The organism is Desulfosediminicola ganghwensis (genome assembly GCF_005116675.2).
Classification (GTDB): Bacteria; Desulfobacterota; Desulfobulbia; order Desulfobulbales; family Desulfocapsaceae; genus Desulfopila; species Desulfopila ganghwensis.
Genome location: NZ_CP050699.1, coordinates 4,305,339 through 4,330,000 on the forward strand (window position 1 = coordinate 4,305,339; position 24,662 = coordinate 4,330,000).

Genomic DNA, 24,662 nt, shown 5'->3' on the forward strand with positions numbered 1-24,662 from the left:
CTCTGCTGAAACCTCAGCTTTTATCCCATGACCAGCACCCGTGCTCCAGTGCCTTTAGAAAATTTCAAATCTCTCAGCGCCTCGTTGGCCTGAGAAAACGGATATTCAGTAACTTGCGGCCGAATACGCAATCTATCGGCAATACGTAAATAATCCCGTACATCTGCCCGGGTAATATTGGCCACCGATTTAACCTCTTTCTCTAACCACAAATGCTCCGGGTAATCAATGGTCTTGAGTAATTCGACATCATGACCTTCCTTGCGGATGGCATTTATAATCAATCTCCCGCCAGGTGCAAGCATTTTAAGGCTCTTGAGAACCGGCAACCAGGCCGGCGTGGTATCTATTATTGCCTCGGGAACAAGGGGCGGAACCTCATCCGTCCCACCGGCCCAGAATGCGCCAAGTTCACGCGCCAGGGCTTGCTGCTTCTCACTTCTGGCAAAAACCAAAACCTTACTTTCAGGATACAATCCTTTGGCAAGCTTGAGAACAAGGTGGTTCGAAGCACCAAAGCCGGTAAGACCGAGTACATTACCGTCTGCTATCGCAGTAAGCTTGAGCGAACGATATCCAATCGCACCGGCACATAACAGCGGTGCGGCTTCAACATCGCCTATTGCTGCTGGAATTTTATACGCAAAAGATTCGGCAACGACCATGTATTCAGCATATCCGCCATCCCGGTCACGCCCTGTGGCAAGAAAATCAGCACAAAGATTTTCTCGGCCTGAACGGCAAAAATCACATTCTTCGCAACAAGAGAATATCCAGGCCACCCCTACCCTGTCTCCGGGTAAAAGGGTGGTATCGGTCCCTGTTTCTACAACTTCCCCAACCACCTGGTGACCGGGAATAACTGGAAACGCTTGAGGAGGAGTACGCCCTTCAATTTCGTCGAGTTCGGTGTGACACACTCCACATACCGAGACCCTGATACAAATCTGTCCGGAACCCGGAGACGGGATCGGGACAGATTTCAACACGAGTGGAGCGGAGTTCCGATCTATCCGACCGGTCTTTTCGAGCAGATAGGCCTGCATCATCTTCGCCACTGTGGTTCTCCTATTTCAATTTTGGCCCCGATAATTTTAAAGGACCATATCTCCAGGATCAGATATCTCGGAGATCAGGAGTGTGTATCTGAGAAATATAACTTTCGTTACGACCAAGGTCTCAGGGTAAAATTAAGCGGAGTCTTATGCTGGAATATTTCGAGCATTAATTTTCCCCTGATAATGAAGAAATTGGCTAAAAGTGCTTTCTCAGGTATGCGCTTAGCAGGGGGCTGATCCCGGCGTCCTCGGGAATGGGATAACCTCCCGGATATTGGCCATACCGGTCACGAACTGCACCAATCGCTCGAAGCCGAGACCATAGCCGGCGTGCGGAACGCTGCCATACTTACGCAGATCAAGGTACCATTCATATTCTTCAGGCTCGATACCAGCCTCAATCATTCTTTTTTCGAGAACTTCGTAGCGCTCTTCACGCTGGCTGCCCCCGACAATCTCACCAATTCCCGGCACCAGAATATCCATGGCGGCAACAGTTTTACCATCATCATTCACCCTCATATAAAAGGGTTTGATGGACGCAGGGTAATCGGTAACGATCAATGGGCATTTATACAATTCCTCACTGAGGTAACGTTCATGCTCAGATTGGAGATCTATGCCCCATTCAACCGGAAACTCAAACTTCTTATCAGCCGCCAGCAATTCATCCACGGCTTCGGTGTAGGTGAGATGTACGAAATCTTTGTCGATTACACTCTTGAGCTTGGCGACAAGACCTTTCTCGATGAACTTGTCGAACAGGGCCATATCTTCAGCACAGTTCTCAAGTACGTCGCTCAGTACATACTTGAGCATTTCCGTGGCAACCTGCATGTTACAGGAAAGATCACAGAACGCCATCTCCGGCTCAATCATCCAGAATTCTGAGAGGTGTCGACTGGTGTTTGAATTTTCCGCCCGAAAAGTAGGGCCGAAAGTGTAAACGTTGCCGAGAGCCAGGGCGTATACTTCAGCCTGGAGCTGACCGCTGACAGTGAGCCCCGCACGTTTGCCGAAAAATTCTTCTGCATCGCTTTTGGGCCTTGAACCGTCTTTCCCCACGGTCGTTACCTGGAACATCTCACCGGCACCTTCACAGTCACTGGTGGTGATAATCGGAGTATGTACCTGGGCAAAGCCACGCTCATTGAAAAACTGATGGATTGCGTAGGAAAGCCGGGAGCGCACACGCGCCACACCGCCCAACGCATTGGTACGGGGTCTGAGATGACTCATTTCACGCAGAAACTCGAATGAATGACGCTTTTTTTGCAGTGGATATGTCTCCGGTTCCGCCCAACCGACAACTTCCACTTTTTCCGCGTGCATTTCAACATTTTGGCCTTTAGCCGGAGATTCCTTAGCGATACCGGTCACGATAACACTACAACCGGTGGTGAGGTGTTTTATCTCAGAATCATAGTTCTCAAGAGTTTTTTCGGCAATTATCTGTAAATTGGCCAGACATGAACCGTCATTGACCTCTAGAAAGGAGAAACCGCCTGTATCCCTTCTGGTTCGTATCCAACCCTGCACAACTATCTTCTGCTCGACAGGTTGTTCGCGCAACACTACATTTATCCGTTGCTTCATAGTATTCCCCATCTGAATATTTATTTCTGTCTTGAATGGTAGACAACCATTTCGCCATTTCCGCTTAATGTATGTACATTATCAGAAATGTCTGCCAGATGCTTACCTACCATTTTACATTTCACTGTCAAGAGAAAGAATATCTCACGCTCAACTTCGGAAAGCGTCTCAAAATTGCCCTGCCCTTTGGATATCACCAGATCGGCTGAGTAAAAATGCTCAAGAAACTCTTCTGAGCAGCTCTCGATGGGCGTGCCGGGACACGCTGTGCCATTGGTGATAATATTGGCAAATCGATCAAGTCCGGCTTCGCATGCGTCTTCCTTGAGAGCATCATTTATAATGGGCGCTTCCTTGACGGCCACGGTTACCTGAAAACCCCTCTCTACCAACAATTCCACCAGCAAGGTATCATAGACGATTTCCCCACAGTTATCTGTGAGATACAATATATGATCACCCTGGCTGAGAGTGTCCAGTTTTTCCAGGAGCCAGTTGCGATGATCTATGCCAAAATCCATATTTCGGCTTTTTTCGAACATCGCCTCAACATCAAAAGTGGCCATTGCGCCATAGTCGATAATATTGCCCGCTATGGCAAAACCGATGGCAGCGAAAAGTGGTCTCTCAGCGCTACGCACCTCCTCACGCAGTTTCGGTAAAAGAGCGAGTGCCCGCGAATTCTCCTGCCGTTTAACCTGATAATAGGGATCAGCCACCCCACTGACCCTGGCAATTGTGTCATATATTGCAACCGCATTGGCAGGTGGTGTTTTGTCTGGATCAATGGTTGTTATAACTTCAGCGACCGATTTCAAAATTTCTACGCTTCGCTTTTCATCACAATTCTGCAAACGGGCAACGCGCAAGGTTTGATTGAGGAAACACGGAAGACAATCAGGACTGGTTTTCATAGCATATATCCTTCTCGAACATTGGCCAGGGCGGCAAACATAGAGCGTTTTGCCCCAGGTTCACGCTCGTAGATATCGGCCAGGATAGAGCGCACCTTCTCACGCCGCGTGTCCTCCGCCAGAGGGCAAAGATTGGGAACCGGATTCATACCGTGGGATTCGGCAATGTTTATCACCTCATCCTTTTCAAGGTACGCCAGGGGACGGATAATGGACAACCTCCCCTCAAACAGCTGCTGTTTGGGGAGCATAGTAGAAACATTACCACTATAGAGTAAATTGAGAAACAACGTCTCAATAAGATCGTCCTTATGGTGACCCAGGGCAATCTTGTTATATCCCCTCTGCCTGGCGAGATCGAACAGCTGGCTTCGACGGTTTCGAGCACATTGATAACAACTACGATTCTCCTCGGTCATGTCCCAGGCCCGCTCCACCGTATATTCAATGCCGAGTGGGGTCACCTGGGTACCGATACTCTCGTGTGGACCCACAGATCCCTCGTGCTCTTTCCAGAACTCATGGTCAACAGTTATGGCATGCAACGTATAGCTAATTGGTGCTTTCTTCTGCCAGAAACTGAGTGTCCAGGCCAAGGCAAGACTGTCTACACCACCCGAGAGCGCAAGGAGCACCCTGTCCCCATCCTCAAGCATTTCATAATCATGCATCGCCTGACCGATCCGTCTATTAACAGATGGCAACAGCGTTGGTTCAATTTTCTTCATACTTCAATTCACATCCCATAAGACAAAACGCCCGCGTGCCGACCAGAACAAAGTCGACAACACGGGCTCAATTTTCAATACGGCGTTCCAGGTTTCAGTTTCTCAACTATAATACGACAGGACTCTGCTGCAACATGCTGCTGCATTGGCTGTGGCAGGCATACTCCGGCTATTGCTCATATCTATATCTTGATATACGGACACTCCGCAAGTCGTTCCTTTACCCCCTGAGAGACAAGCTCTTCGACAGTAATCCACTTAAACCCTCTGCTTTGCGCTTTACCAAAAGAAAAAATATTACTGAACAGTGACTGTTGGGTCTCATTGAAGTCAGCTGCCCAGAGAACATTTTTGCTTTTCGCATCTACGATCCTCAGATCAAAGGATGCTGAAGCAGGAGCATCAGCTGCATACTCACCACCTTCCCGCTGTTTAAACCGACGAACGGTTGTGATCATTACAGCATCACAACCAGTAATCTGACTGACATTTCGAATTACTGCCAATAGACCTGACCCCTCGCCTGTATAAAGAGAGTCCAACTCATCAGAGCTCAAGACCCGGACATTGACATTGGCGCCGATCTCCCGGGCCATGAGTGTATCAATAAGAGCGGCTCCTCGCCTGAGAGTTACAGACTGGGTATTTCCGGTCTCATCAGCCAGCGCCCTGGTAGGAAGCACGGCGACACAGTTAACAGCTTCAGGAATTTGACGGGCACTATCCTCTGATGACTTCTGACCTGCACAGGATGACAGCAGTAGCAAGCAACAAATAAACAATACTGCAGTTAGCGAACGTTTCACGGGACCCTCCTTTGAGTTAAACCTCAATTGCGGTTAACACCTCCCGGGTCGGCCAACGGAATTATCGCTGCAGGTCAGAGCAAAATCACAGGCACCCTTTGCTTGACATGACTATGCCGGAGGCCAATGGTCTGGTCGCGTCATTCATTGCTCTGCCAAGAGCCTTGAAGACTGCTTCTATAATATGATGTGCGTTCTCTCCATGTAACAGGTCGACATGCAGGGTTATACCAGCATGCAGACTGAAGGCCCTGGCGAATTCCTTTGCCAGACAGGTATCGAAGGTTCCGACTTTTGGGTCGGACACAGGTGCATTATAATGCAAAAACGGACGATTAGAAAGGTCTACCACCACTCGAACCAAAGTTTCGTCCATGGGCAGATAGCAGCTGCCATAGCGTTGAATTCCGCTTTTGTTACCTAATGCCTTGGCAAATACCTGCCCAAGGCAAATACCGATATCCTCAACAGTGTGGTGATCATCGACCTCAGTATCGCCATCCGCATCAAGTCGCATATTGAAAAATCCATGCACCGTGAATAGAGTGAGCATGTGGTCAAGAAATGGTACGCCCGAATCAATCGTGCATTCACCTTTTCCGTCAAGTTCCAGGTCAAGCTGGATGTCGGTCTCAGCAGTCTTCCTGGCAATAGATGCCTGCCTGGTCGTTATCATTTCATCACTCATGAAAGATTCTGCTCCATATAAAGTATTAAAATTGGGTTGAATAGTAGGATAATTTCAAGTGCGAGATTTCAATATTGTTTAAATCTGCGCAACTGATTATCATACTCTAGAAGCATTAAACGATCTCTATTTTTCGTGACACGAATTGCCAAAAAAATTATAATTAAATTTCAAACGTAACGGAATTTTTTATTGACACAGCGCCATCCAGCTTGTATATATGCCGCTGTTTTGACATTACTCAACAGCACGAGCGGGAATAACTCAGTGGTAGAGTGCAACCTTGCCAAGGTTGACGTCGCGAGTTCGAATCTCGTTTCCCGCTCCATTTGCGAATATAAAAGGTTCGGCGCTGCTGAGCCTTTTTTTATTAATTGACAGCTATTTAGAGGGACACAATGAAAACCTATCTTGCTCCAGTCAACGAGATCGAAAGAAAGTGGTACGTTGTCGATGCAGAGAACATGGTACTGGGGCGTCTGGCTACAGAAGTTGCCTCTCGCCTGCGTGGAAAGCACAAACCGACTTTCTCACCGTTCATGGACAATGGTGACTTTATCATTGTCACCAATGCTGACAAAATCCAGCTTACCGGCAATAAGATGGACGCTAAAATGTACTATCGCCACACCGGTTACATTGGCGGTATCAAGGAAGCTACAGCAAGAGAACTTCTTGCAAAGCATCCTACCGACCTGGTAATGAAGGCCGTAAAAGGCATGCTGCCAAAAAACAAGCTTGGCCGCGCACAATTGAAAAAACTTAAAGTTTACGCTAGTGCAGAACATCCACACGCAGCACAGCAACCTGAAGTTTTAGCTATTTAATCCTGGAGAAAATACACCATGGCTCAAGATCGTTTTTATGCCACCGGCAAGAGAAAGAACGCTATTGCACGTGTTTGGCTTACCCCTGGTACCGGCAAGGTAATCGTCAACAAAATGGATGCTGACGCATACTTTGGTGGCACCTTCAAATCCCAGAAAATTGAAAAGCCTTTCAAAATCACTGAAACCGCTGAGCAGTACGATGTTCTTGCTACTCTTAAAGGTGGCGGTAAATCTTCACAGGTCGATGCGCTGTCCCATGGTATCTCCAAAGCATTGCTCGAGGTCAGCCCTGAGAACCGCTTGCCATTGAAGAAATCCGGCCTTCTTACCCGTGACCCACGTGTCAAAGAGCGTAAGAAATACGGACAGAAAGGTGCACGCGCTAAATTCCAGTTCTCCAAGCGTTAATCAACGTATTTTTCAATCCTGTTTTTTCCACTCCAGGGAGATTATACGACAGGGTTGTTACCTGAACGGAATCGCTTTTAAGAAGGCAATGACAGCTCGGCTGTCATTGCCTTTTTTCGTTTTCACAATTGAACTCCAGGGATATACTCAACACTCTTCTTCGCAATGTATGACCTGGGGGGGGCTGAACTGCCTACACCAACTTGAGGATATCCAGATGATCAAGGTCGCCATTATCGGAGCTTCCGGTTATACCGGGGTCGAACTTTCCCGCATTCTCTGCAATCACCCACACGTTACCCTTACAGCCGCCACATCGCGCCAATACGCAGGCCAGCCATTAAGCGAGGTATTTCCTAATCTGCGCGGTAAGGTTGATCTCGTTTGCGAGAATCTCTCCACCGATGAAATTGCAGAACGAGCGGATGTTGTTTTCACGGCAGTGCCGCACAAAACTGCCATGGATATCGTTCCTCAGTTACTGGAGGCTGGGAAAAAGGTTGTTGACCTCTCCGCTGATTATCGACTTCGAGATCTTGCAACCTATGAGAACTGGTATCAACCACACTCTTCATCAAGTTACCTTGCGGAAGCTGTTTATGGTCTGCCTGAGCGCTATCGGGATGATATTTCCAAAGCCCGCCTGGTTGCCAACCCGGGTTGCTACCCTACCTCGATAATTCTAGCTCTCGCACCACTTCTTGAAAGAGGAGCAATTGACAGCCGCACCATTATTGCAGACTCTAAATCCGGCACTTCAGGTGCAGGACGGTCAGCAGCTGTGGGCACTCTCTTTTGTGAGGTTGCCGACGGCTTTCGTCCCTACAAAGTCGCCGGCACCCACAGACACACCCCTGAAATTGAGCAAGAGTTGAGTTGCGCAGCAAAAACTGATATCACCGTCAGCTTCACCCCACATCTCCTGCCCATCTCACGCGGTATTCTCAGCACCATTTATGCTGAATTACAACCTGACTTTGATGCAGAGAAAATCGGGGCCATATATAAACAAGCCTATGAGAGTGAGACATTTGTGCGAGTGCTCCCCCACAATTCGCTCCCTGCAACCCAATATGTACGTGGTTCGAATTTCTGTGACCTGGGTTTTGCCATAGATACGCGCACCAACCGCATTGTGGTTGTGTCGGCAATTGACAATATAGTAAAAGGCGCTGCTGGTCAGGCAGTGCAAAACATGAACATCATGCTGGGCTTGGAAGAAGATGCCGGTCTTGCCGGAGCGCCTTTTTTTCCATGATTTTCAAATCATCAACAAGCTGGGACAAATGACAGCAGAACGCAACATAAAGCTTTCTATTGCCTTTGACGGTACCGACTTCAATGGCTGGCAACGTCAGAAACACGACGTTACCATTCAGGGCGAAATAGAGAAATGCCTCGCCACCATGACCAACTGCCAGACAGATCTGCATGGCGCCGGCAGGACTGATGCCGGTGTCCACGCTGATCAAATGATTGCCCATTTTTCTACCACGTCAGGTATCTCGACCGCCGCATTTCGTAAAGGGCTCAATTCCATGCTCCCTTATGCGATCAGAATCTTAGCTGCCGAGGAAGTACCTTTAGACTTTCATTCACGCTTCTCAGCCAAAGGCAAGCAGTACCAATACTCGTTATATACTGGGGAAGTAATGCCTCCTACAGAGAGACTCTATGCGCTACATGCCCCTTTCTATCTTGACTTCGATCGTATCCGGGAGTGCCTTGACCTGCTGATTGGGACTCACGACTTTTCGTCATTTGAAAATTCAGGGTCAAGAGACAAGGAGAAAGAGTCAAGAAAAGGTGCTGTCAGAACGATCATGGTAGCCAAAGTCGATAATCTCGATAAATATCGGTACAATTTCACATTTATTGGTGAAGGCTTTTTACGCCATATGGTTCGAAATATTGTCGGCACCCTGCTTGAAGTCGGTAAAGGCCGGCGCACAGTCAACGAATTTGGCCATGCACTGCAAGCAAAGGACAGGTCTGCCGGTGGTGCTACTGCTCCCGCCCATGGCCTTCGGTTAATAAAAGTACTTTACTGATTTTTCTTTTACCCCGGAAGAAATCAAAAAAAATCCCCGTAAAGCTCCTGAAAGCCTTACGGGGATTTTTTCTTTCTCTCTCTTCTTTTAAACTCTCTGTCTCAGCGCTTCTGGGCAGAATGACGGGCTAATAGTGACTGTAGTTTCCATGGCGACGAAAGACAAACTCTGTCCTCGTTGCAGGTGGTCATAACATCACAAAAATTCAGAAACTCTACCAATTCGTCAGTCAGTTCCTTATCTTTTCTCTGGATAACCCTGAGCTGACGTTTCATATCCAGCCCTTTCACCTTCAGAGCCTTAATCCAGCCATGTTCCGTCTCGCGACAAACACTTAAACTAGACAAACACGCGAGCCCCGCGCCGGACTCCACAGCCCTTTTAATTGCCTCCGGATGACCCATCTCCATAACCACATTCATTTTGTCGAGATAATCACCCATCTTCTCCCTGAAAGTGGCATCAGTGCCAGATCCCTTCTCGCGCATAATCCATTTTTTACCCTCTAAATCACTGTTCACATCGAAAGATTCGTTGTGTGCAAGAGGGTCGGTAGGTCCGCACAATATAACAAGCTCATCCTGAAACCAGGGGCGCACCTTAATATCACTGTTTTTACTCAGTATACCTTCGACATAGCCGACATCGCTATGACCATCGGCCACCAGCTTTTCAGCCTGTGTAGTGTTATATACCAGTAAATTGACATGCACTCTTGGGTGAACTCGCTTAAAGGCGCCGATCAAATATGGCAGGATATAATTCCCGAGCGTGGTACTTGCAACGACATCAATGTGTCCTTCGAGGGTATCATTACGTTCAGACATGATCGATTCGACGTTGGACACCTGACAAGTAATATCCTTCGCAAGTGGCAAAAGATATCTTCCCCGCGCATTCAACAGCAAACTGCGTCCATGACGATCAAAAAGAGACCCGCCGAGTTGATTTTCGAGTTCCGCCAGGGCCATACTGACGGCCGACTGGGTCACAAAAAGTTTTTTGCTTGCCTTGGTGACCTGTGCGGTCTCCGCAACTGCTATAAATATCTCTAATTGTCGTAGGGTGATAGACATTTTATACGCCGTTTTCAGTCAAATTGATACATTCCATCTTCTTTTTGAATTTAGGCTACCATAATAGCATGAATTCAGGGATTCTCAAGTTTTTTCACTGTATAAGGAGATGAAAAAAACCTTGCGCACACGGCCACCTTGTGGCATCGTCAAAAGCGTTCAAAATATTATTGACATTGCTATTTAAGTTTTCTATATCACGTATGACTCAGTTAAGTTGAGCAAATAGTTCAATATTATTGAAAGGACTTCCAGACAGCACTTCTCTCTCTTGAAAGGACAGTAACCTATGGAGCCTCAGTTCACCGAATTGTTGTACCGTGATCATATCCTCTGGGTCACGGCTTTTACCCTCGGCGGTCTCGCCTTTGCACTTGGACCTATCGCGATCGTCTATCTGCTAATGCCGTTAAAAACCCGGCAGATTCTCTCCAAAACCGAACAATACGTCGAATGTGGAATGGATCCTATCGGAGACAGCTGGATTCGATACGGCATTGTCTTTTATCTCTATGCCTTGATTTTCCTCGCTTTCGACGTCGACGTACTTTTTCTTTTTCCCGTAGCTGTAGCTTACAATTCTGAAATGTTCACGTCCTCTATCCGGGACTTCGTAGAAATAGTCATTTTTGTAGGAATTTTAACATTAGCGGTAGTTTACGCATGGATCAAGGGAGTATTTACGTGGGAACGGAGAACATACCTTCGATAACTGAACCAGTACCCTCATCAATTGTCCAGTTTGCCGTTGCAGACAAACTTATCAACATCTGCCGTGCCAACTCATTATGGCCACTGACTTTCGGTATTGCCTGTTGTGCTATCGAGATGATGGCTACTGGTTGCGCACGCTTCGACATGTCCCGCTTTGGTGCCGAGGTGTTTCGCCCCTCGCCAAGGCAGAGTGACGTCATGATCGTTGCCGGTACTATCACTAAAAAAATGATGCCCGGCATCAAAACTCTTTACGACCAGATGCCCGAACCTAAGTGGGTAATGGCCTTGGGTAACTGTGCCATTTCCGGCGGACCGTTCGCCTTTGAGGGACAGTACAGCATTGTCCTCGGTGCAGATGAATTTCTCCCTGTGGATGTGTATGTGCCAGGATGTCCTCCTCGTCCTGAGGCTCTACTGCAAGGCATAATCGAACTTGAGCATAAGCTGTCCGGCTGGAAGCGCTTCGAAAACCCGGAAGCGTCAGCCACCATGAAAGCGTAGCATAGTTCGCCTGGATTCACAGGCATCACATATACCCAGCATCTTCGGAGCACACAGGAAATGATTGCAGAAACAACCCTAAAGGCCTTACAGGCCTTGTTCCCCGAGCCTCGGCCAGAAGAAACAGTAGCAGATGTTTCTGATGTTACAGAGGAAATCGAGCAAGAAGATCAAGAATCACCTCCCAAGGATGAGCCCCGTCCTAACGGTGTTATCGAGCGTGATTACGCCATCCATGGGTACCACCTTGATGCCCAGGTCTCACCCGACCAGCTTCTCGAAGCCATCGATATCCTCGACAAGGCCGAATTCTTTATTGAAACCATAACCGGCGTGGACTGGATCAAGGAAAACCAGTTTGAAGTCATCTATGACTTCAGCCGCTATGACTTCGATATCTGCCGAGTTGTTATCAGAACCCGTGTTCCACGAGATGAGCCGGTTGTACCCACAATTACCGGAATCTATACCGGCGCAAACTGGCATGAGCGTGAAACACACGACTTCTTCGGAATCAAGTTTGAAGGACATCCACATCTTGTCCCTCTTCTTCTGCCCGAAGATGCAGATTTCCATCCACTTCGAAAGGATTTCAAGGCATGAGTAAACCTATTAAGCTTGGGCCGGACGAAACTTTTGTCCTGAACGTTGGACCCCAGCATCCTGCAACCCATGGTGTTCTTAGGGTTAAAATGCGGATGGATGGTGAGTATATCGTCGAGTCGGAGACCGTTATTGGTTATATCCACCGAATGCATGAGAAAATGGGTGAGCTCAAAACATACCCTCAGTTTCTCATGAATCTCAGCCGCATGGATTATCTTGGCGCAGTCGGCTATAGCCACGGCCATGTGCTCTGCGTAGAAAAAGCCGCGGGCATTGAGGTTCCGGAACGAGCTGAGTATATCCGCGTCATCATGGTGGAACTCAACCGGATTGCCTCGCATCTGTTCTGGTTTGGCGCCTTCGTAATGGATCTTGGTGGTTTCAGCCCACTGATGTACGCCCTGCAGGACCGCGAGCACATACTCGACATGATGGAAAAAGTGACAGGTTCCCGTCTCACCTACTGTTATTTCCGTTTTGGTGGTCTTTACAATGACATCGACGATGAATTCATCGAAGATGCCAGGCGCTTTATTCCACGCATGAGAAAATCTCTCGACAAGTATCACAAACTCGTTACCGGCAACATTATCTTCAGAAAGCGGCTGGAAGGCAACGCCCACCTTTCCAAGGAGACATGCCGCAAATACGGCGCATCCAGTGCTGTAGCGCGCGGCTCGGGAATTAACTTTGATGTACGTCGTAACGAACCATATTCAGTCTACCCTGAGTTTGACTTTGACATTCCGGTCTTCCATGAGTGCGACTCCCTTGCCCGATACAACGTACGCATGGCAGAGATTGAGCAATCACTCCGCATTGTAGAACAGGCTCTCGATAAGCTCCCTGATGGCCCGATCATGCCCCAAAAAGCACCAAAGATTATCAAACCGCCTGCAGGCGACTACTATCAGGCAGTGGAGACAGCCCGCGGCAGCTTCGGAGTACGCCTGGTAAGTGACGGGGGAAAGACTCCTTACAGGATGAAACTTCGTTCACCGACTTACTCAAACATGCATCTTTTTGACGAAACATGTGCAGGCATGCTGATCATGGACGCTCTTGCATTCATGGGCAGCCTGGACCTCGTTATCCCAGAGATCGACAGGTAAGGAAACTAATATGAGCTTAACACTTTTCAACGTAATCGGTGCCGTAATTGTCGCCATCGCCTTCGTTGCATTGAACGCTGCCTACCTCGTCTGGGCAGAGCGTCGAGGCGCCGGTCGCATTCAGCGCCGTCCAGGTCCGAATATCAATGGACCGCTCGGTCTTTTACAGCCACCTGCTGATGGTCTGAAACTGATGGCAAAACAGCTTATCATACCAGGCGGTGCCGACAAGGTTCTCTTTGTTGCCGCCCCTGTGCTGGCTATGTTTCCTGCCCTGATGAGCTTCGTCACCATTCCTTTCAGCGAGACTATCGTCGCCCACGACATCAACGTTGGTTTGCTGATGATTTTCGCTTTTGCTGCCAGCGGCTCCATGGCACTGCTTTTTGCCGGCTGGAGTTCCAGAAACAAATACGCGATGATGTCAGCCGTACGATCCGTATCCCAGGCCGTCGCTTATGAAATTCCTCTGCTGATCACCGCTATCACCATCGTCATGATCACCGGCTCCCTGAACCTGATTGACATCGTCAACCAGCAGGGACCATCCGTACTTCACTGGAATTTCCTGCCGCTTTTAGGTGATGGCAGCCCTAAAAACCTGCTGATGCCGCTTTCCTTTTTGCTCTTTTTCATCTGCACCCTGGCTGAGACAAATCGCGCACCTTTCGATCTAGGCGAAGCTGAAAGTGAACTGGTAGCCGGATTTCATATTGAGTATGGCTCAATGGGATTTGGTCTGTTCTTCATGGCCGAGTATGCAAACATCGTTATCGGATCCTGCCTTACGACGCTACTCTTTCTCGGTGGTTGGCATCCGCCTGTGCCGTTCCTGAGTTTTGTTCCCGGTGTAGTCTGGTTTCTGCTCAAGGTGTACATGCTGATTGCTACAGTCATTTGGATTCGCTGGACATTTCCGCGAACAACTATTTACGGCCTGCTCAACCTGTCGTGGAAGGTCCTCATTCCATTCTCTCTTTTCAACCTGCTCTTGACCGCAGGATTACTGAAGGTGTTTTAGATGGGTGCCTATTTCAGTGACATCTTTAAAGGGCTTTGGAGCCTCCTGGTGGGTATGGGAATCACTTTCAGGGAATTTTGGAAACCTGTGGTGACAGTTCCGTATCCTTATAAAACCTTTACAATGCCTGATCGCTACCGCGGTCACGTTGAATTGATCGAAAATGAAGAGGGCAAGCCGAACTGCATCGTCTGCATGGCCTGCCAGCGCGCCTGCCCCTCCGACTGCATTGCTATTAAAGGTGAAAAACCAGAAGGGTCGAAGAAAAAAGTACTCACCAGTTACATGCTTGACTTTACCAAGTGCTCGCTCTGCGGTTCCTGTGTTGAGTCCTGTAAATTTAACGCTTTGGAATTTTCCAAGGAGTACAACCTGGCCAGTACCAGGAAAGAAGATTTTTATTTTGATCTCCTGAAACGTCTGGAGGACCGCAACTCATGAATCCATCACTTTTCAGCGCGGATGGGCTCGTTGGCCTGATATTCCTACTGACCATAGCCCTGACTATTATTGGCGGCCTGATAGCCTGTAACGCAGAACGACTCGTTCGGGCAGTCGCAGGACTCATGATCTGCTTTATCAGCGTTGGCGCCCTCTACTATTTTCTGAACTCGCCCTTTGTGGCGATGATGCAGGTGCTAATTTACATTGGTGCCGTTGCCGTTACCATCTCGTTTGCCATCATGCTGGCTGCTCCTGAACAAAAACGGGATCACGGTCCCGGGCACGTCCTGGCAGGCCCTTTAGGCTTTATTACCGCAGCCCTTCTCACAGCGGGGCTTTCAACCCTCGCCTTGAAAACCGAATGGGCCAGCGAAGCTAAAGTTAATGATGGTTCTGTGAAAACTATTGGTGTTCAACTTCTCACCGATCACTCCATGGTGTTTGAGCTGATCTCCATCGTTTTACTCATTGCAATCATCGGAGCCCTTGTTATCGCTCGGGAAGGGAGGAAAAGCTGATGTCAGTTCTTGCCTTGTATGACAATCTTAACAGCTATTTACTCGTCGGTGCTCTGCTCTTTGGCATGGGAGTTTACGGTCTCTTAACCCGTAAAACCCTTATCGGAATGCTCATTGCTGCAGAGATGATACTGGTAGGTGCCTCTGTGAATTTCATGGCCTTCAACCGCTTCAGCGTCCCTGATCCGGCAACCGGTCAGATTTTCGCACTATTCATCATGGCAATCGCAGCCGCTGAAGCCGCCATCGGTCTCAGTATCGTGATCGCCATCTACAGGTATTACCGATCAATCGATACTAAGGATATCGTTAACCTCAAAGGCTAAGAAAGGAACCATCTGGTATGGATTACAATACTATACATGCTCCTGAGCTACTCATCGCACTGCTCATCCCCCTGATTGGCACCCTGGGTGTAATGTTCAGGGGCGGCGATGAGAACATTCGCGAGGGCATATCCTCTGTCGCGTCGATACTGCTTTTTGCCCTTGTCTGCACCATGATCCCCAAAGTGCTCCAGGGTAAAACGCTCTATTTCAATATGTTTGACATTCTGCCTGGTGTATCTGTTACCCTCCGGGCAGACGCAATGTCTATGATTTTTGCCCTGGTGGCATCCTCACTGTGGACCATCGCAGTATTTTACTCCATGGGCTACATGAGAGGGCTGAAAGAACATGCCCAGACACGTTTCAACGCCTGTTTTGCCCTGTCGATATTTGGGGCCATCGGCGTGGCGTTCTCGGACAACCTTTTCACCCTCTATCTCTTTTATGAGATTGTCTCCATCTGCACCTATCCCCTAGTTGCCCACCATCAGGATGAGGAAGGATACGATGGCGCACGCAAATACATCATTTATCTGACCACCACCGCCAAGGCCTTCCTGCTACCCGCAATGATCCTGATCTATGTGCTTACCGGCACCCTGGATTTTGCCAGTAATGCCTCCACCGGTATTTTCGATCCCGATACCAATCGCTGGATCGTGACCATGCTCTATGTTTTCTGCCTCTTCGGTTTTGCCAAAAACGGTGTGATGCCGTTCCATCACTGGCTGCCTGGAGCGATGGTTGCACCTACACCGGTCTCCGCCCTGCTCCATGCGGTTGCTGTCGTTAAGGTCGGTGTGTTCTGCACCACCAGAGTAATGCTCTACGTTTTCGGCGTAGATATGATGGATGCTTTCAATCTTGGTATCCCGACAGCCTACTTCGTCGGTTTCACCATTATTATGGCTTCAATCATAGCACTCTCCAAAGACAATCTAAAATCACGGCTTGCTTACTCCACAGTCAGTCAGCTTTCATACATCATCCTCGGCGTTGCCTTACTTACACCCACAGCCATAGAAGGTGGACTGATTCACATCGTCAACCACGCCTTCTCAAAAATCACCCTCTTCTTCTGCGCCGGTGCCATCTACGTCGCGACCCACAAGAAGTACATCTCAGAAATGGAAGGTCTCGGCAAAACCATGCCTTTTACCTTTGGTGCTTTTGCCATTGCCTCACTTTCGATGATCGGTGCTCCGCCAGTTGCAGGGTTTATTACCAAGTGGAACTTGCTTATCGGGTCAATAGAGGCACACCAGCTTGGAATTCTTTTTATCTTGCTGGCCAGTACCATTCTCAACGCCGCCTATTTCGCCCCTGTTACCTACAAGGCTTTTTTTGGCAAACGACCTGAGGGTGAACCCTATACCGGGATCAAAGAGGCTCCGCTCTCCATGCTTATTCCGATTCTTATCGCAGCAACAATATCTGTAATTATAGGCATATATCCGGACTTCATGTTAAGCTTCGTCAAGGCTGTAACAGGAGGATTGACAGTATGATTGTGAACCTCATTGAATCACTTAAGCGACATGCCCAGATGGTCAAGCTCTGCTGCTACATTGGGGTCGGGCTGATCGTATTCTGGAGCGCTGTCGCAGTGGACACTCACCACGCCCACACCTGGCTTGAAAAGATTCCAGGATTCTGGTCGCTGTTCGCCCTGCTTTCCTGCATAGTGCTCATTTTCTTCGCAGTCTGGTTCGGCAAAGCCGGAATTCAGACACGGGAGGACTACTATGACAACTAGTTTTATACATCCCGCCCTCATTTTGATCTGCGGGGCGCTGATCCTCCCATTTATAAAAGATCCGTTCAGAAAGCCGTATCTTGTTCTGATCCCCTTTCTGACCTTCATCGATGTCCTCTACCTGAGCCAGCATCATGGTGTCTACGGTGTCTTCACCTTCATGGAAGACTGGACACTCACCTTTGGTCGGGTTGACAGCCTCTCGTTGGTGTTCGCCTTCATCATGGCGCTGATGTCAATTATCGGCACTGTCTACGGACTCCATGTCGAAGACGAATGGCATCATATTGCTGCCTGGTTTTACGTAGCCGGTTCACTGGGCGTAATCCTTTGTGGGGATTACCTGGTACTCTTTCTCTTCTGGGAGATCATGGCGTTTGCTTCCACCTTCCTGGTCTGGTTCAACAAAGAGGAAGGGTCACTCGCCGCAGGTTACCGCTACCTGCTGGTTCACACCTTTGGTGGACTCGTTCTGCTCCTCGGTTTCGTACTCCGTTACCAGGCAACCGGCGATCTTTCATTCAGCCACATGGATGAATCCAACATGCAGCTGTACACCTGGCTGATCATGATCGGCCTGATGCTGAACGCTGCTGTTCCACCTCTGCACTCCTGGTTGCCGGACGCGTACAGTAAGGCCACTGTGGTCGGTGCCGTATTTATGTGCGCTTTTACAACCAAAACCGCAATCTACACCCTTGCCAGAGCATGTGCCGGATTCGACATACTGATTTACCTTGGCGTCTTCATGGCCATCCTCGGCATTATCTATGCGTTAATCGAAAATGATATCCGCAGACTACTCGGCTGGGAGATTGTCAGCCAGGTGGGCTACATGGTTGCCGGTGTCGGTATTGGTACAGCACTGGCCATTAACGGTACCGCCGCTCACGCCTTCGCCCACATTCTTTACAAGGGGCTGCTGTTCATGGCTGCCGGTTCTGTCATATATGCGACAGGGAAATCGAAATTCACTGAGCTTGGTAATCTCTATAAGAAAATGCCACTGACCCTGATGTTTATGGTCATTGGAGGCCTGTCTGTCTCGGCCTTTCCATTTCTCTCCGGATTTGTTTCCAAATCGATGATTATCAGCGCCGGATTTGAAGAACACCTGCTGATCCCGGCATTCCTGCTCACCATGGTTTCTGCCGGAACGTTCCTGGTTGCCGGCCTGCGTCTGCCATATCTGATTTTCTTTGGCGAAGACCGTTGTTCCGAAGAAACACGCGCCAAAGCTATCGATCCCCCATGGAATATGACCATGGCCATGGGCATAGCAGCATTCTTCTGTCTCATCGTTGGCTGCTATCTGCCGTTTCTCTATGACATGCTTCCGTTTCCTGAGGTCAGCTACCACCCATACAGCGCATATCACCTGAGTGAGACCCTGCAGATACTCGCTCTTACCGCTCTGGGCTTCTATTTCTTCAAGGACCGGATTGGGCCCAAGGCAACTATCAGCTTTGATCTGGATTGGTTCTACCGCAAAGGCGGTCAGGCTTTCTTCTGGCTGGCCAGGAAACCTATCCAGGCTGTCGATACCGCCTGGGGTGAAGTCTACAAAGTAGTCGGTCTCAGTTCACTTATGACCACCGCCAAGTTCTGGGGCTGGTTTGACTGGCACGGCATTGACGGAGTTGTGGACGGTACTGCCCGTCTGGTTCGTAATGTGGGTAGCAGACTGAGCCGCACCCTGCAGAGGGGACAGATTCAGGTCACTCTCTACTTTACGATATCATTTGCAGCCGTCTTGCTGTTTGCCTTCGCCTGGCTTTAATTCAACCTATTTTAAGGATCATTGGTAATGGATCAGCTACTGATTAATCAGGGACCTCCACTGCTCAGCATACTTATTTTCCTACCGATAGCTGGAGCCTTCTTCATGCTGTTGGTGAACAATGAGGATTTTGCCCGTTATTGGACGCTCGCCGTGACCTCACTCACTGCCGTTTTGTCCCTGCCTGTCCTTTTCGGCTTTGACAGATCGACGGCCGTCTTCCAGTTTGTTGAGAAACATACCTGGATTGAGTCTTTAAATATTAACTATATAGTTGGTGTCGACGGCATCTCAGTGCTTCTGCTGTTGATGACTACCTTTATAATGCCATTCTGTGTCCTCGCCTCCTGGACATATATCAAGTCACGTGTTCAGGCGTTCATGATCTGCCTGCTCATCATGGAAGCGGCCATGGTCGGTGTGTTCGTGGCGCTTGACTTCGTACTTTTCTACATTCTCTGGGAAGCGATGCTCATCCCAATGTACATGCTTATCGGCATCTGGGGTGGACCGAGGAAGATCTATGCTTCAGTCAAATTCTTTCTCTATACCCTGGCTGGCTCCGTATTACTGCTGGTTGCTATCATCTGGCTCTACTTCGAAAATAACAGCAGCTTCTTCATCCCGGATATGATGTGGAACGGCTATTCATCGATGGCCCAGATGCTTATTTTCCTGGCGTTTTTCCTGGCATTTGCAATCAAGGTGCCGATGTTTCCATTCCATACCTGGTTGCCTGCAGCTCACGTTGAGGCCCCTACGGCCGGTTCTGTGATCCTGGCTTCAATCCTCTTGAAGATGGGTACCTACGGTTTCTTACGATTTGCCCTGCCAATGGCTCCGGAAGCAACGGTTACGCTGATGCCATTCGTACTCTGGCTTTCCATTGCCGGCATTATTTACGGAGGATTCACCGCCCTCGCCCAGAGCGATATGAAAAAGCTTATCGCCTACTCTTCAGTTGGTCACATGGGTTTCGTGACCCTGGGTATCTTCGTGCTCAACCAGAGCGGTATCGAAGGTGCAATTCTGCAGATGGTCAATCACGGTATCACCACCGGTGCCTTGTTTCTCTGTGTGGGTATGATTTACGAGAGAACACATAGCCGTGAGCTCAAATCAGCGACAGGCGTTGGCCAATATATGCCAGTCTTTGTCACCTTCCTCGGATTCTTCTCACTTTCTTCGTTTGCATTTCCTGGCACCAACAGTTTTGTTGGTGAGTTCATGATTCTTGCCGGAGCTTTTGAACATAGCATTCCGCTCGCCCTTGCCGCTATTCCAGGTGCAGTACTTGCCGCGGCATATATGCTTCGCATGTTGCAGAAAGTTGTCTGGGGCGGGACTGATAATCCTGATCAATCCTGGCTCAAAGATCTGAATGTGAGAGAGATTGTCACTCTTTCACCATTCCTGTTCTTCGTTTTCTGGATAGGACTGAGCCCTCAACCCTTTATCAACCTCATGCGTGTCAGCGTTACAAATCTGATGAATGACTTCAACGCCTACAGCAATGGGGCTATGGCAGTTGCTGAAGCGATAATACGCTAAGGATTAACCACAAACGACCCTTAAAGGTACAGCGATGCTATTTCTACCTGAACTTACATTACTGGGAGCAGGACTCGTCTTTTTCGCACTGAGTCTTGGAAATCATCCCTGCGACACCATCAGAAATGTGGCGATCACCTTATTTGCAATTGTCTTGGCCACAACTCTCGCCACTGTCAACATGACAGGAGGGCTTTTCTACGATGCCTTCAGAGTTGATCTGTTTTCCCAGACATTCAAAGTGCTGATCGTGCTTGCCACACTCATAGTGGTAGTTTTCACCGACACCATGCCCGGGGTCAGTGCCAAATATAAAGCTGAATACTACATATTCCTGTCAATGTCGGTACTCGGCCTGATGATGCTTGTCTCAAGTGTTGAATTACTGGCAATCTTTGTTGCGCTTGAACTCTCCTCCTTTGCTGTCTACATCATGGTACCAATGCGCAGCACGGAACATGGCAGCAAGGCTCAAATGGAAGCAGGCATCAAATACCTGCTGTTTGGTGTTGCCGCGACAGGCTTCATGCTCTTTGGTATGAGCTACCTCTTCGGTCTCACCGGTTCCACCAGACTCGACGTAATAATTACCCAGCTTTCTACCATGTATACCCAGCCAGTAGTCGTTATAGCTGTGGCACTGGTATTGTCTGGATTCTTTTACAAGTTAGCTCTCTTTCCCTTCCACTTCTGGGTACCGGACATTTATCAGGGGGCCTCCAATGAGACCACCGCGTTTATCGCTGCTGTTCCCAAAATTGCTGCGGTGGCGATGTTGACCCGGTTTGTGATTCTCGCAGGAGACACTGGTCAGGTGATGGTAAACCTGCTTATGGTTTGCGCCGTTGCCTCGATGTTTTATGGCAACCTGTCTGCTCTGGTTCAAAAGGATCTCAAGAGAATGCTGGGCTTTTCCGGCATCGCCCATGCCGGTTTCGTGTTAGTCGGCTTGCTCACGTTTAAAATAACTGGTTATACCGCGGCATTATATTACATAACTGGTTACGTCTTCATGAACCTCGCCTGTTTCCTGGTCATCTGCAGCGTTTCAAAAGACGGCACGAATCTCGCCATTGAGGACTTAAGTGGTTTATACAAGAGAGCGCCCCTCCTGGCTTTGACACTTACCATCGGGCTCTTTTCTCTTGCCGGCATTCCTCCTTTTGTAGGTTTTACAGGCAAATTCATGTTACTCGTCAATGCCTTAAAGGAAGATTACCTGTTACTTGTTGTGCTGGCTGCGATTAACACCGCCATCGCAATCTACTATTACCTCTCCGTTGTTCGCCTCGCCTTCTGTACCGATACTGAAGACCGCGGACAAGTACAGACAAGCTTTTTAACGAATGCCGCATCTGTACTACTCATTATCTGTATAATTGTGATGGGTATTTTACCATCCCAGTTCCTCAACCTTGCACAGTCATCCATCTCGGTTATCATGTAATCAGTTACCGGTATTGCGTATAAACCACAAAGACCCGAAGGCAGAGTGCCTTCGGGTCTTTTTTTTATCGTATACTGTTATTAACATGAGTACATTCCTGCCAATATCGATGTTAACCGCTCAATACAATAGACTCAGGAACAGTAAATGAATAGCTGGCTTATATTTCTCTTGGTTGTAATCATTGGAAGTTATCTTCTTGAACTCACAATCTCCTACCTCAACCTGAAGGCGCTTGATCCTCAGTTACCAAAGGAGTTTGACGATGTTTTTGATGCTCAGGAGTATGCAAAATCACAGGAATATACTCGTGCCAGGACCAGCCTTTCACTTATTTCAGGCAGCATCGGCACCTGCGCAACACTTACATTCCTGCTCCTTGGTGGCTTTAACCTTGTTGATTCCCTAGTTAGAAGTCTTGAACTCAACTCCATCCTTACTGGTCTTTGCTTCGCAGGTTTTCTTGCACTGCTAGGCTTTCTCCTGAACCTCCCTTTCTCGCTCTATTCAACTTTTGTCATAGAAGAGAGGTTTGGCTTTAACAATACTACAGCCACAACATACGTACTTGATATACTCAAATCCGCTCTGCTTATGGTGGTATTGGGTGGCCCTCTGCTCGCCCTTATACTGTGGTTTTTTGAAGCAGCAGGTTCACTTGCATGGATATATTGCTGGATTGGAGTTGTTCTCTTCTCAATTTTGATACAATTTCTCGCTCCTGTGATTATCATGCCGCTCTTTAATAAATTTTCACCTCTCGAAGATGGTGAACTTAAGGAGACAATCAATGGATATACCGAGCGTGAAAAGTTCCGGATTCAAGGCATATTTACCATGGACGGCTCTAAACGCTCCAGTAAGGTAAACGCTTTTTTTACCGGCTTTGGCAGATTCAGGAAAATTGTATTTTATGACACACTTATGGAAAAACTCACCACAGGGGAGATAGTTGCGGTTCTTGCCCATGAAATGGGCCATTTCAAAAAGAAGCATATTATAAAGATGCTCGTGATCTCAGTAGTGCAGACAGGGATAATGTTCTACCTTCTGTCACTTATCATGCAGAATCAGGGGCTCTTTGAGGCCTTTAAAATGGATCATATCTCAACCTATGCCAGCCTGATATTTTTCGGATATCTTTTTTCACCTGTCAACATGTTGGTGTCCATCGCTTTTAATTTTATCTCAAGAAAACATGAATATGAGGCCGATGCTTATGCTATCGACAGCACCAGTACAGTGGATGATCTTATCAGCGGTTTAAAAAAATTAAGTCAGGCTAACCTGGTGAACTTAACCCCTCACCCGGTGGCGGTCTTTCTAGAATACACGCATCCTCCGGTTCTGGAACGCATTGAAGCCATCAGAAAATTGTCTTAGACTAAGAGTATAACTGCATGGATAATGGTCTTGACAGGAATCGTCATTCGCGGTTGATTATAAGAGTTATCTATCCCTGCTCATCCCACCCTATTATATGTTGTACTATGCTAAGAAATAGTTGATGTTTTTTAGGGGCAGGCTGCTAATTAAACCTCAAGCTATTCCTCGAATTTTAGGAGAAAACACATGAAAAATAATGAGTTTCGCACCCCTCTCATCCAGTCGGGTGTCCTGCTTGTAGCAATCGTGCTCATCATCTCCATGGTCCCCTCAGGAGAAGGCACGGGTGCCGGCGGTTTCATCGGTGCAGCTGTATCAGGCTTTTTCAGTCTAATTCTGTTTCTTATTGCACTGACCCTGGCGATTGGTGTTTCCATTGCTGTCCTGATAGCTATCTTCATCGGAGCAATAGCCTTACAATCACCAGAAAGGGCGTCTTCCCTCTACGCGGAGACAAAACAGAGATTCTTAAACCTTCTCCAGAACGCAGCAGCAGGTTCCAGTGCTACAGACGTTTCAGATACCAGTATCTCTCAGGAGGATTATGACACTATGAAAAACGAGCTCGTATCACTTCAGGGCGCCAACCAGAAATTGCAGAACAACGTCTCAACTCTTAATTCAAAGAATGAGCAACTGCAGGAAGACCTTCACGGCTTAACCCTGATGGTGGATGAACTCAAGGAATCTGAGAAGAAAATTAATGAACTGATTCAATATCTCTCTTCTAAAGTCGATGAGGATCCGGATAGTGCTATTAAGGATCAGATTCACAAGCTGGAAGAGATGTACGCCAAAACCAATGAGAATATCAGCAACCTGGCTGGCAGAATAGAGTCTATTGAATCCAGTTCCGCCAAAACGGCTGTTGGTATCCACTCTTCAGGTATATTCCAGTATATAGAGTCCGAAGATGATAAAAAGCTATTCTCAGACAAGATCCAGGAGGGTGTAAGCCAGGAACTTACCTATGCACAATTTGACAGCTTCCTTTCAGAAGCACTCCCAGCCCAACTGGATAAAATAATCAAGGATCACCCTTCACTCACTAAAGATTATATCCGTAGCATGCGTAAATAGTTATAGAAGAGCAGATCCTGGAAGATTATAAAAAAGGCCGGCAGAGTACTCTGTCGGCCTTTTTTATTTGCGAACCATGTTTAGAATTTCGCGTACTCGGGCAGTTAACACTCCTTAGATACTCACCTGAATTTCAATTGAAAAGAATACCGAGCCCTCACAACAAAACCTGTTGACAGTCTTCACCTCATCCTGTAGATTGCCGCGGTCTTTGAAACACGGAGAACAACACTCGACGACTAGAAGTCGCGCAGCTGAC

Annotated in this window: 26 protein-coding genes and 1 tRNA gene; 20 read left to right on the forward strand and 7 right to left on the reverse strand. The window is 48.1% G+C overall.

What is annotated here, in order from left to right; genetic code table 11:
* Positions 1–20 precede the first annotated feature (20 nt).
* The 6 genes from FCL45_RS18375 to hisB all read right to left on the reverse strand — a co-directional run bounded on the left by FCL45_RS18375 (position 21) and on the right by hisB (position 5,790).
* The gene (locus FCL45_RS18375) at positions 21–1,049 is read right to left on the reverse strand and encodes a zinc-dependent alcohol dehydrogenase family protein (protein ID WP_228721514.1); all 1,029 of its coding nucleotides are present in this window, start codon (positions 1,047–1,049) and stop codon (positions 21–23) included.
* A gap of 231 nt (positions 1,050–1,280) precedes the next feature.
* Positions 1,281–2,654 (reverse strand): asparagine--tRNA ligase, encoded by a 1,374-nt coding sequence (gene asnS / locus FCL45_RS18380; RefSeq protein ID WP_275942939.1) that lies wholly within the window; start codon positions 2,652–2,654, stop codon positions 1,281–1,283.
* A gap of 20 nt (positions 2,655–2,674) precedes the next feature.
* A complete protein-coding gene (locus tag FCL45_RS18385; RefSeq protein ID WP_136798532.1) occupies positions 2,675–3,568 on the reverse strand; it encodes a damage-control phosphatase ARMT1 family protein in 894 nt (297 codons plus the stop codon).
* Positions 3,565–4,296, reverse strand: a complete 732-nt coding sequence (locus tag FCL45_RS18390; protein WP_136798533.1) for a tRNA lysidine(34) synthetase — start codon at positions 4,294–4,296, stop codon at positions 3,565–3,567. Before FCL45_RS18390 ends, FCL45_RS18385 begins: the two co-directional genes overlap by 4 nt.
* Positions 4,297–4,478: 182 nt before the next feature.
* Entirely contained in the window at positions 4,479–5,102 is a 624-nt protein-coding gene (locus tag FCL45_RS18395; protein ID WP_136798534.1) for a hypothetical protein, read from the reverse strand.
* A gap of 85 nt (positions 5,103–5,187) precedes the next feature.
* Positions 5,188–5,790 (reverse strand): imidazoleglycerol-phosphate dehydratase HisB, encoded by a 603-nt coding sequence (gene hisB / locus FCL45_RS18400; protein ID WP_217907604.1) that lies wholly within the window; start codon positions 5,788–5,790, stop codon positions 5,188–5,190.
* 253 nt (positions 5,791–6,043) lie between these two features.
* Between hisB and FCL45_RS18405 the strand changes: the two genes are divergently transcribed.
* The 5 genes from FCL45_RS18405 to truA all read left to right on the forward strand — a co-directional run bounded on the left by FCL45_RS18405 (position 6,044) and on the right by truA (position 9,079).
* Positions 6,044–6,118: transfer RNA gene (locus tag FCL45_RS18405), tRNA-Gly, on the forward strand.
* A 70-nt stretch (positions 6,119–6,188) separates the two neighbouring features.
* The gene (gene rplM / locus FCL45_RS18410) at positions 6,189–6,617 is read left to right on the forward strand and encodes a 50S ribosomal protein L13 (protein ID WP_136798535.1); all 429 of its coding nucleotides are present in this window, start codon (positions 6,189–6,191) and stop codon (positions 6,615–6,617) included.
* A gap of 18 nt (positions 6,618–6,635) precedes the next feature.
* On the forward strand, positions 6,636–7,028 hold the full coding sequence (rpsI, locus tag FCL45_RS18415; protein WP_136798536.1) for a 30S ribosomal protein S9: 393 nt from the start codon (positions 6,636–6,638) through the stop codon (positions 7,026–7,028).
* 217 nt (positions 7,029–7,245) lie between these two features.
* Positions 7,246–8,286 (forward strand): N-acetyl-gamma-glutamyl-phosphate reductase, encoded by a 1,041-nt coding sequence (argC, locus tag FCL45_RS18420; protein WP_136798537.1) that lies wholly within the window; start codon positions 7,246–7,248, stop codon positions 8,284–8,286.
* 28 nt (positions 8,287–8,314) lie between these two features.
* Positions 8,315–9,079: a tRNA pseudouridine(38-40) synthase TruA gene (truA, locus tag FCL45_RS18425; protein WP_136798538.1), complete on the forward strand. Its 765-nt coding sequence runs from the start codon at positions 8,315–8,317 to the stop codon at positions 9,077–9,079.
* 101 nt (positions 9,080–9,180) lie between these two features.
* Here truA and FCL45_RS18430 read toward each other — a convergent pair whose 3' ends face one another.
* Positions 9,181–10,155: a LysR family transcriptional regulator gene (locus FCL45_RS18430; protein WP_136798539.1), complete on the reverse strand. Its 975-nt coding sequence runs from the start codon at positions 10,153–10,155 to the stop codon at positions 9,181–9,183.
* A 289-nt stretch (positions 10,156–10,444) separates the two neighbouring features.
* Here FCL45_RS18430 and FCL45_RS18435 point away from each other — a divergent pair, with 289 nt between their 5' ends.
* The 15 genes from FCL45_RS18435 to FCL45_RS18505 all read left to right on the forward strand — a co-directional run bounded on the left by FCL45_RS18435 (position 10,445) and on the right by FCL45_RS18505 (position 24,403).
* Complete coding sequence (locus FCL45_RS18435; protein ID WP_136798540.1) at positions 10,445–10,867, forward strand: NADH-quinone oxidoreductase subunit A; 423 nt, start codon at positions 10,445–10,447, stop codon at positions 10,865–10,867.
* Entirely contained in the window at positions 10,840–11,373 is a 534-nt protein-coding gene (locus FCL45_RS18440) for an NADH-quinone oxidoreductase subunit B (protein WP_338031710.1), read from the forward strand. Before FCL45_RS18435 ends, FCL45_RS18440 begins: the two co-directional genes overlap by 28 nt.
* 60 nt (positions 11,374–11,433) lie before the next feature.
* The gene (locus FCL45_RS18445) at positions 11,434–11,976 is read left to right on the forward strand and encodes an NADH-quinone oxidoreductase subunit C (protein ID WP_136798542.1); all 543 of its coding nucleotides are present in this window, start codon (positions 11,434–11,436) and stop codon (positions 11,974–11,976) included.
* Entirely contained in the window at positions 11,973–13,091 is a 1,119-nt protein-coding gene (locus tag FCL45_RS18450) for an NADH-quinone oxidoreductase subunit D (RefSeq protein WP_136798543.1), read from the forward strand. Before FCL45_RS18445 ends, FCL45_RS18450 begins: the two co-directional genes overlap by 4 nt.
* 10 nt (positions 13,092–13,101) lie before the next feature.
* Positions 13,102–14,112, forward strand: coding sequence for an NADH-quinone oxidoreductase subunit NuoH (nuoH, locus tag FCL45_RS18455; protein ID WP_136798544.1), 1,011 nt, complete (start codon positions 13,102–13,104; stop codon positions 14,110–14,112).
* Positions 14,113–14,553: a NuoI/complex I 23 kDa subunit family protein gene (locus FCL45_RS18460; protein WP_136798545.1), complete on the forward strand. Its 441-nt coding sequence runs from the start codon at positions 14,113–14,115 to the stop codon at positions 14,551–14,553.
* Positions 14,550–15,074 (forward strand): NADH-quinone oxidoreductase subunit J family protein, encoded by a 525-nt coding sequence (locus tag FCL45_RS18465; protein ID WP_136798546.1) that lies wholly within the window; start codon positions 14,550–14,552, stop codon positions 15,072–15,074. The genes FCL45_RS18460 and FCL45_RS18465 overlap by 4 nt, the downstream gene beginning before the upstream one ends.
* A complete protein-coding gene (gene nuoK / locus FCL45_RS18470; protein WP_136798547.1) occupies positions 15,074–15,400 on the forward strand; it encodes an NADH-quinone oxidoreductase subunit NuoK in 327 nt (108 codons plus the stop codon). The genes FCL45_RS18465 and nuoK overlap by 1 nt, the downstream gene beginning before the upstream one ends.
* Positions 15,401–15,417: 17 nt before the next feature.
* Complete coding sequence (locus FCL45_RS18475) at positions 15,418–16,911, forward strand: monovalent cation/H+ antiporter subunit D family protein (protein ID WP_136798548.1); 1,494 nt, start codon at positions 15,418–15,420, stop codon at positions 16,909–16,911.
* A complete protein-coding gene (locus FCL45_RS18480) occupies positions 16,908–17,159 on the forward strand; it encodes a hypothetical protein (RefSeq protein ID WP_136798549.1) in 252 nt (83 codons plus the stop codon). The genes FCL45_RS18475 and FCL45_RS18480 overlap by 4 nt, the downstream gene beginning before the upstream one ends.
* A complete protein-coding gene (locus FCL45_RS18485) occupies positions 17,149–18,939 on the forward strand; it encodes a Na(+)/H(+) antiporter subunit D (RefSeq protein ID WP_136798550.1) in 1,791 nt (596 codons plus the stop codon). The genes FCL45_RS18480 and FCL45_RS18485 overlap by 11 nt, the downstream gene beginning before the upstream one ends.
* A 27-nt stretch (positions 18,940–18,966) precedes the next feature.
* Entirely contained in the window at positions 18,967–20,490 is a 1,524-nt protein-coding gene (locus tag FCL45_RS18490; RefSeq protein ID WP_136798551.1) for an NADH-quinone oxidoreductase subunit M, read from the forward strand.
* A 34-nt stretch (positions 20,491–20,524) separates the two neighbouring features.
* The gene (locus tag FCL45_RS18495) at positions 20,525–21,937 is read left to right on the forward strand and encodes an NADH-quinone oxidoreductase subunit N (protein ID WP_136798552.1); all 1,413 of its coding nucleotides are present in this window, start codon (positions 20,525–20,527) and stop codon (positions 21,935–21,937) included.
* 147 nt (positions 21,938–22,084) lie between these two features.
* Positions 22,085–23,320: a M48 family metallopeptidase gene (locus tag FCL45_RS18500; protein ID WP_136798553.1), complete on the forward strand. Its 1,236-nt coding sequence runs from the start codon at positions 22,085–22,087 to the stop codon at positions 23,318–23,320.
* 189 nt (positions 23,321–23,509) lie between these two features.
* Positions 23,510–24,403: a phage holin family protein gene (locus FCL45_RS18505; RefSeq protein WP_136798554.1), complete on the forward strand. Its 894-nt coding sequence runs from the start codon at positions 23,510–23,512 to the stop codon at positions 24,401–24,403.
* Positions 24,404–24,662: the final 259 nt, after the last annotated feature.

Excerpts from the sequence above, each read along its gene's own strand:
- FCL45_RS18375 (WP_228721514.1), bottom strand. The coding sequence starts at position 1,049 with ATGATGCAGGCCTATCTGCTCGAAAAGACCGGTCGGATAGATCGGAAC.
- asnS (WP_275942939.1), bottom strand. The coding sequence starts at position 2,654 with ATGAAGCAACGGATAAATGTAGTGTTGCGCGAACAACCTGTCGAGCAG.
- FCL45_RS18385 (WP_136798532.1), bottom strand. The coding sequence starts at position 3,568 with ATGAAAACCAGTCCTGATTGTCTTCCGTGTTTCCTCAATCAAACCTTG.
- FCL45_RS18390 (WP_136798533.1), bottom strand. The coding sequence starts at position 4,296 with ATGAAGAAAATTGAACCAACGCTGTTGCCATCTGTTAATAGACGGATC.
- hisB (WP_217907604.1), bottom strand. The coding sequence starts at position 5,790 with ATGAGTGATGAAATGATAACGACCAGGCAGGCATCTATTGCCAGGAAG.
- rplM (WP_136798535.1), top strand. The coding sequence starts at position 6,189 with ATGAAAACCTATCTTGCTCCAGTCAACGAGATCGAAAGAAAGTGGTAC.
- rpsI (WP_136798536.1), top strand. The coding sequence starts at position 6,636 with ATGGCTCAAGATCGTTTTTATGCCACCGGCAAGAGAAAGAACGCTATT.
- argC (WP_136798537.1), top strand. The coding sequence starts at position 7,246 with ATGATCAAGGTCGCCATTATCGGAGCTTCCGGTTATACCGGGGTCGAA.
- truA (WP_136798538.1), top strand. The coding sequence starts at position 8,315 with ATGACAGCAGAACGCAACATAAAGCTTTCTATTGCCTTTGACGGTACC.
- FCL45_RS18430 (WP_136798539.1), bottom strand. The coding sequence starts at position 10,155 with ATGTCTATCACCCTACGACAATTAGAGATATTTATAGCAGTTGCGGAG.
- FCL45_RS18435 (WP_136798540.1), top strand. The coding sequence starts at position 10,445 with ATGGAGCCTCAGTTCACCGAATTGTTGTACCGTGATCATATCCTCTGG.
- FCL45_RS18445 (WP_136798542.1), top strand. The coding sequence starts at position 11,434 with ATGATTGCAGAAACAACCCTAAAGGCCTTACAGGCCTTGTTCCCCGAG.
- FCL45_RS18450 (WP_136798543.1), top strand. The coding sequence starts at position 11,973 with ATGAGTAAACCTATTAAGCTTGGGCCGGACGAAACTTTTGTCCTGAAC.
- nuoH (WP_136798544.1), top strand. The coding sequence starts at position 13,102 with ATGAGCTTAACACTTTTCAACGTAATCGGTGCCGTAATTGTCGCCATC.
- FCL45_RS18460 (WP_136798545.1), top strand. The coding sequence starts at position 14,113 with ATGGGTGCCTATTTCAGTGACATCTTTAAAGGGCTTTGGAGCCTCCTG.
- FCL45_RS18465 (WP_136798546.1), top strand. The coding sequence starts at position 14,550 with ATGAATCCATCACTTTTCAGCGCGGATGGGCTCGTTGGCCTGATATTC.
- nuoK (WP_136798547.1), top strand. The coding sequence starts at position 15,074 with ATGTCAGTTCTTGCCTTGTATGACAATCTTAACAGCTATTTACTCGTC.
- FCL45_RS18475 (WP_136798548.1), top strand. The coding sequence starts at position 15,418 with ATGGATTACAATACTATACATGCTCCTGAGCTACTCATCGCACTGCTC.
- FCL45_RS18480 (WP_136798549.1), top strand. The coding sequence starts at position 16,908 with ATGATTGTGAACCTCATTGAATCACTTAAGCGACATGCCCAGATGGTC.
- FCL45_RS18485 (WP_136798550.1), top strand. The coding sequence starts at position 17,149 with ATGACAACTAGTTTTATACATCCCGCCCTCATTTTGATCTGCGGGGCG.
- FCL45_RS18490 (WP_136798551.1), top strand. The coding sequence starts at position 18,967 with ATGGATCAGCTACTGATTAATCAGGGACCTCCACTGCTCAGCATACTT.
- FCL45_RS18495 (WP_136798552.1), top strand. The coding sequence starts at position 20,525 with ATGCTATTTCTACCTGAACTTACATTACTGGGAGCAGGACTCGTCTTT.
- FCL45_RS18500 (WP_136798553.1), top strand. The coding sequence starts at position 22,085 with ATGAATAGCTGGCTTATATTTCTCTTGGTTGTAATCATTGGAAGTTAT.
- FCL45_RS18505 (WP_136798554.1), top strand. The coding sequence starts at position 23,510 with ATGAAAAATAATGAGTTTCGCACCCCTCTCATCCAGTCGGGTGTCCTG.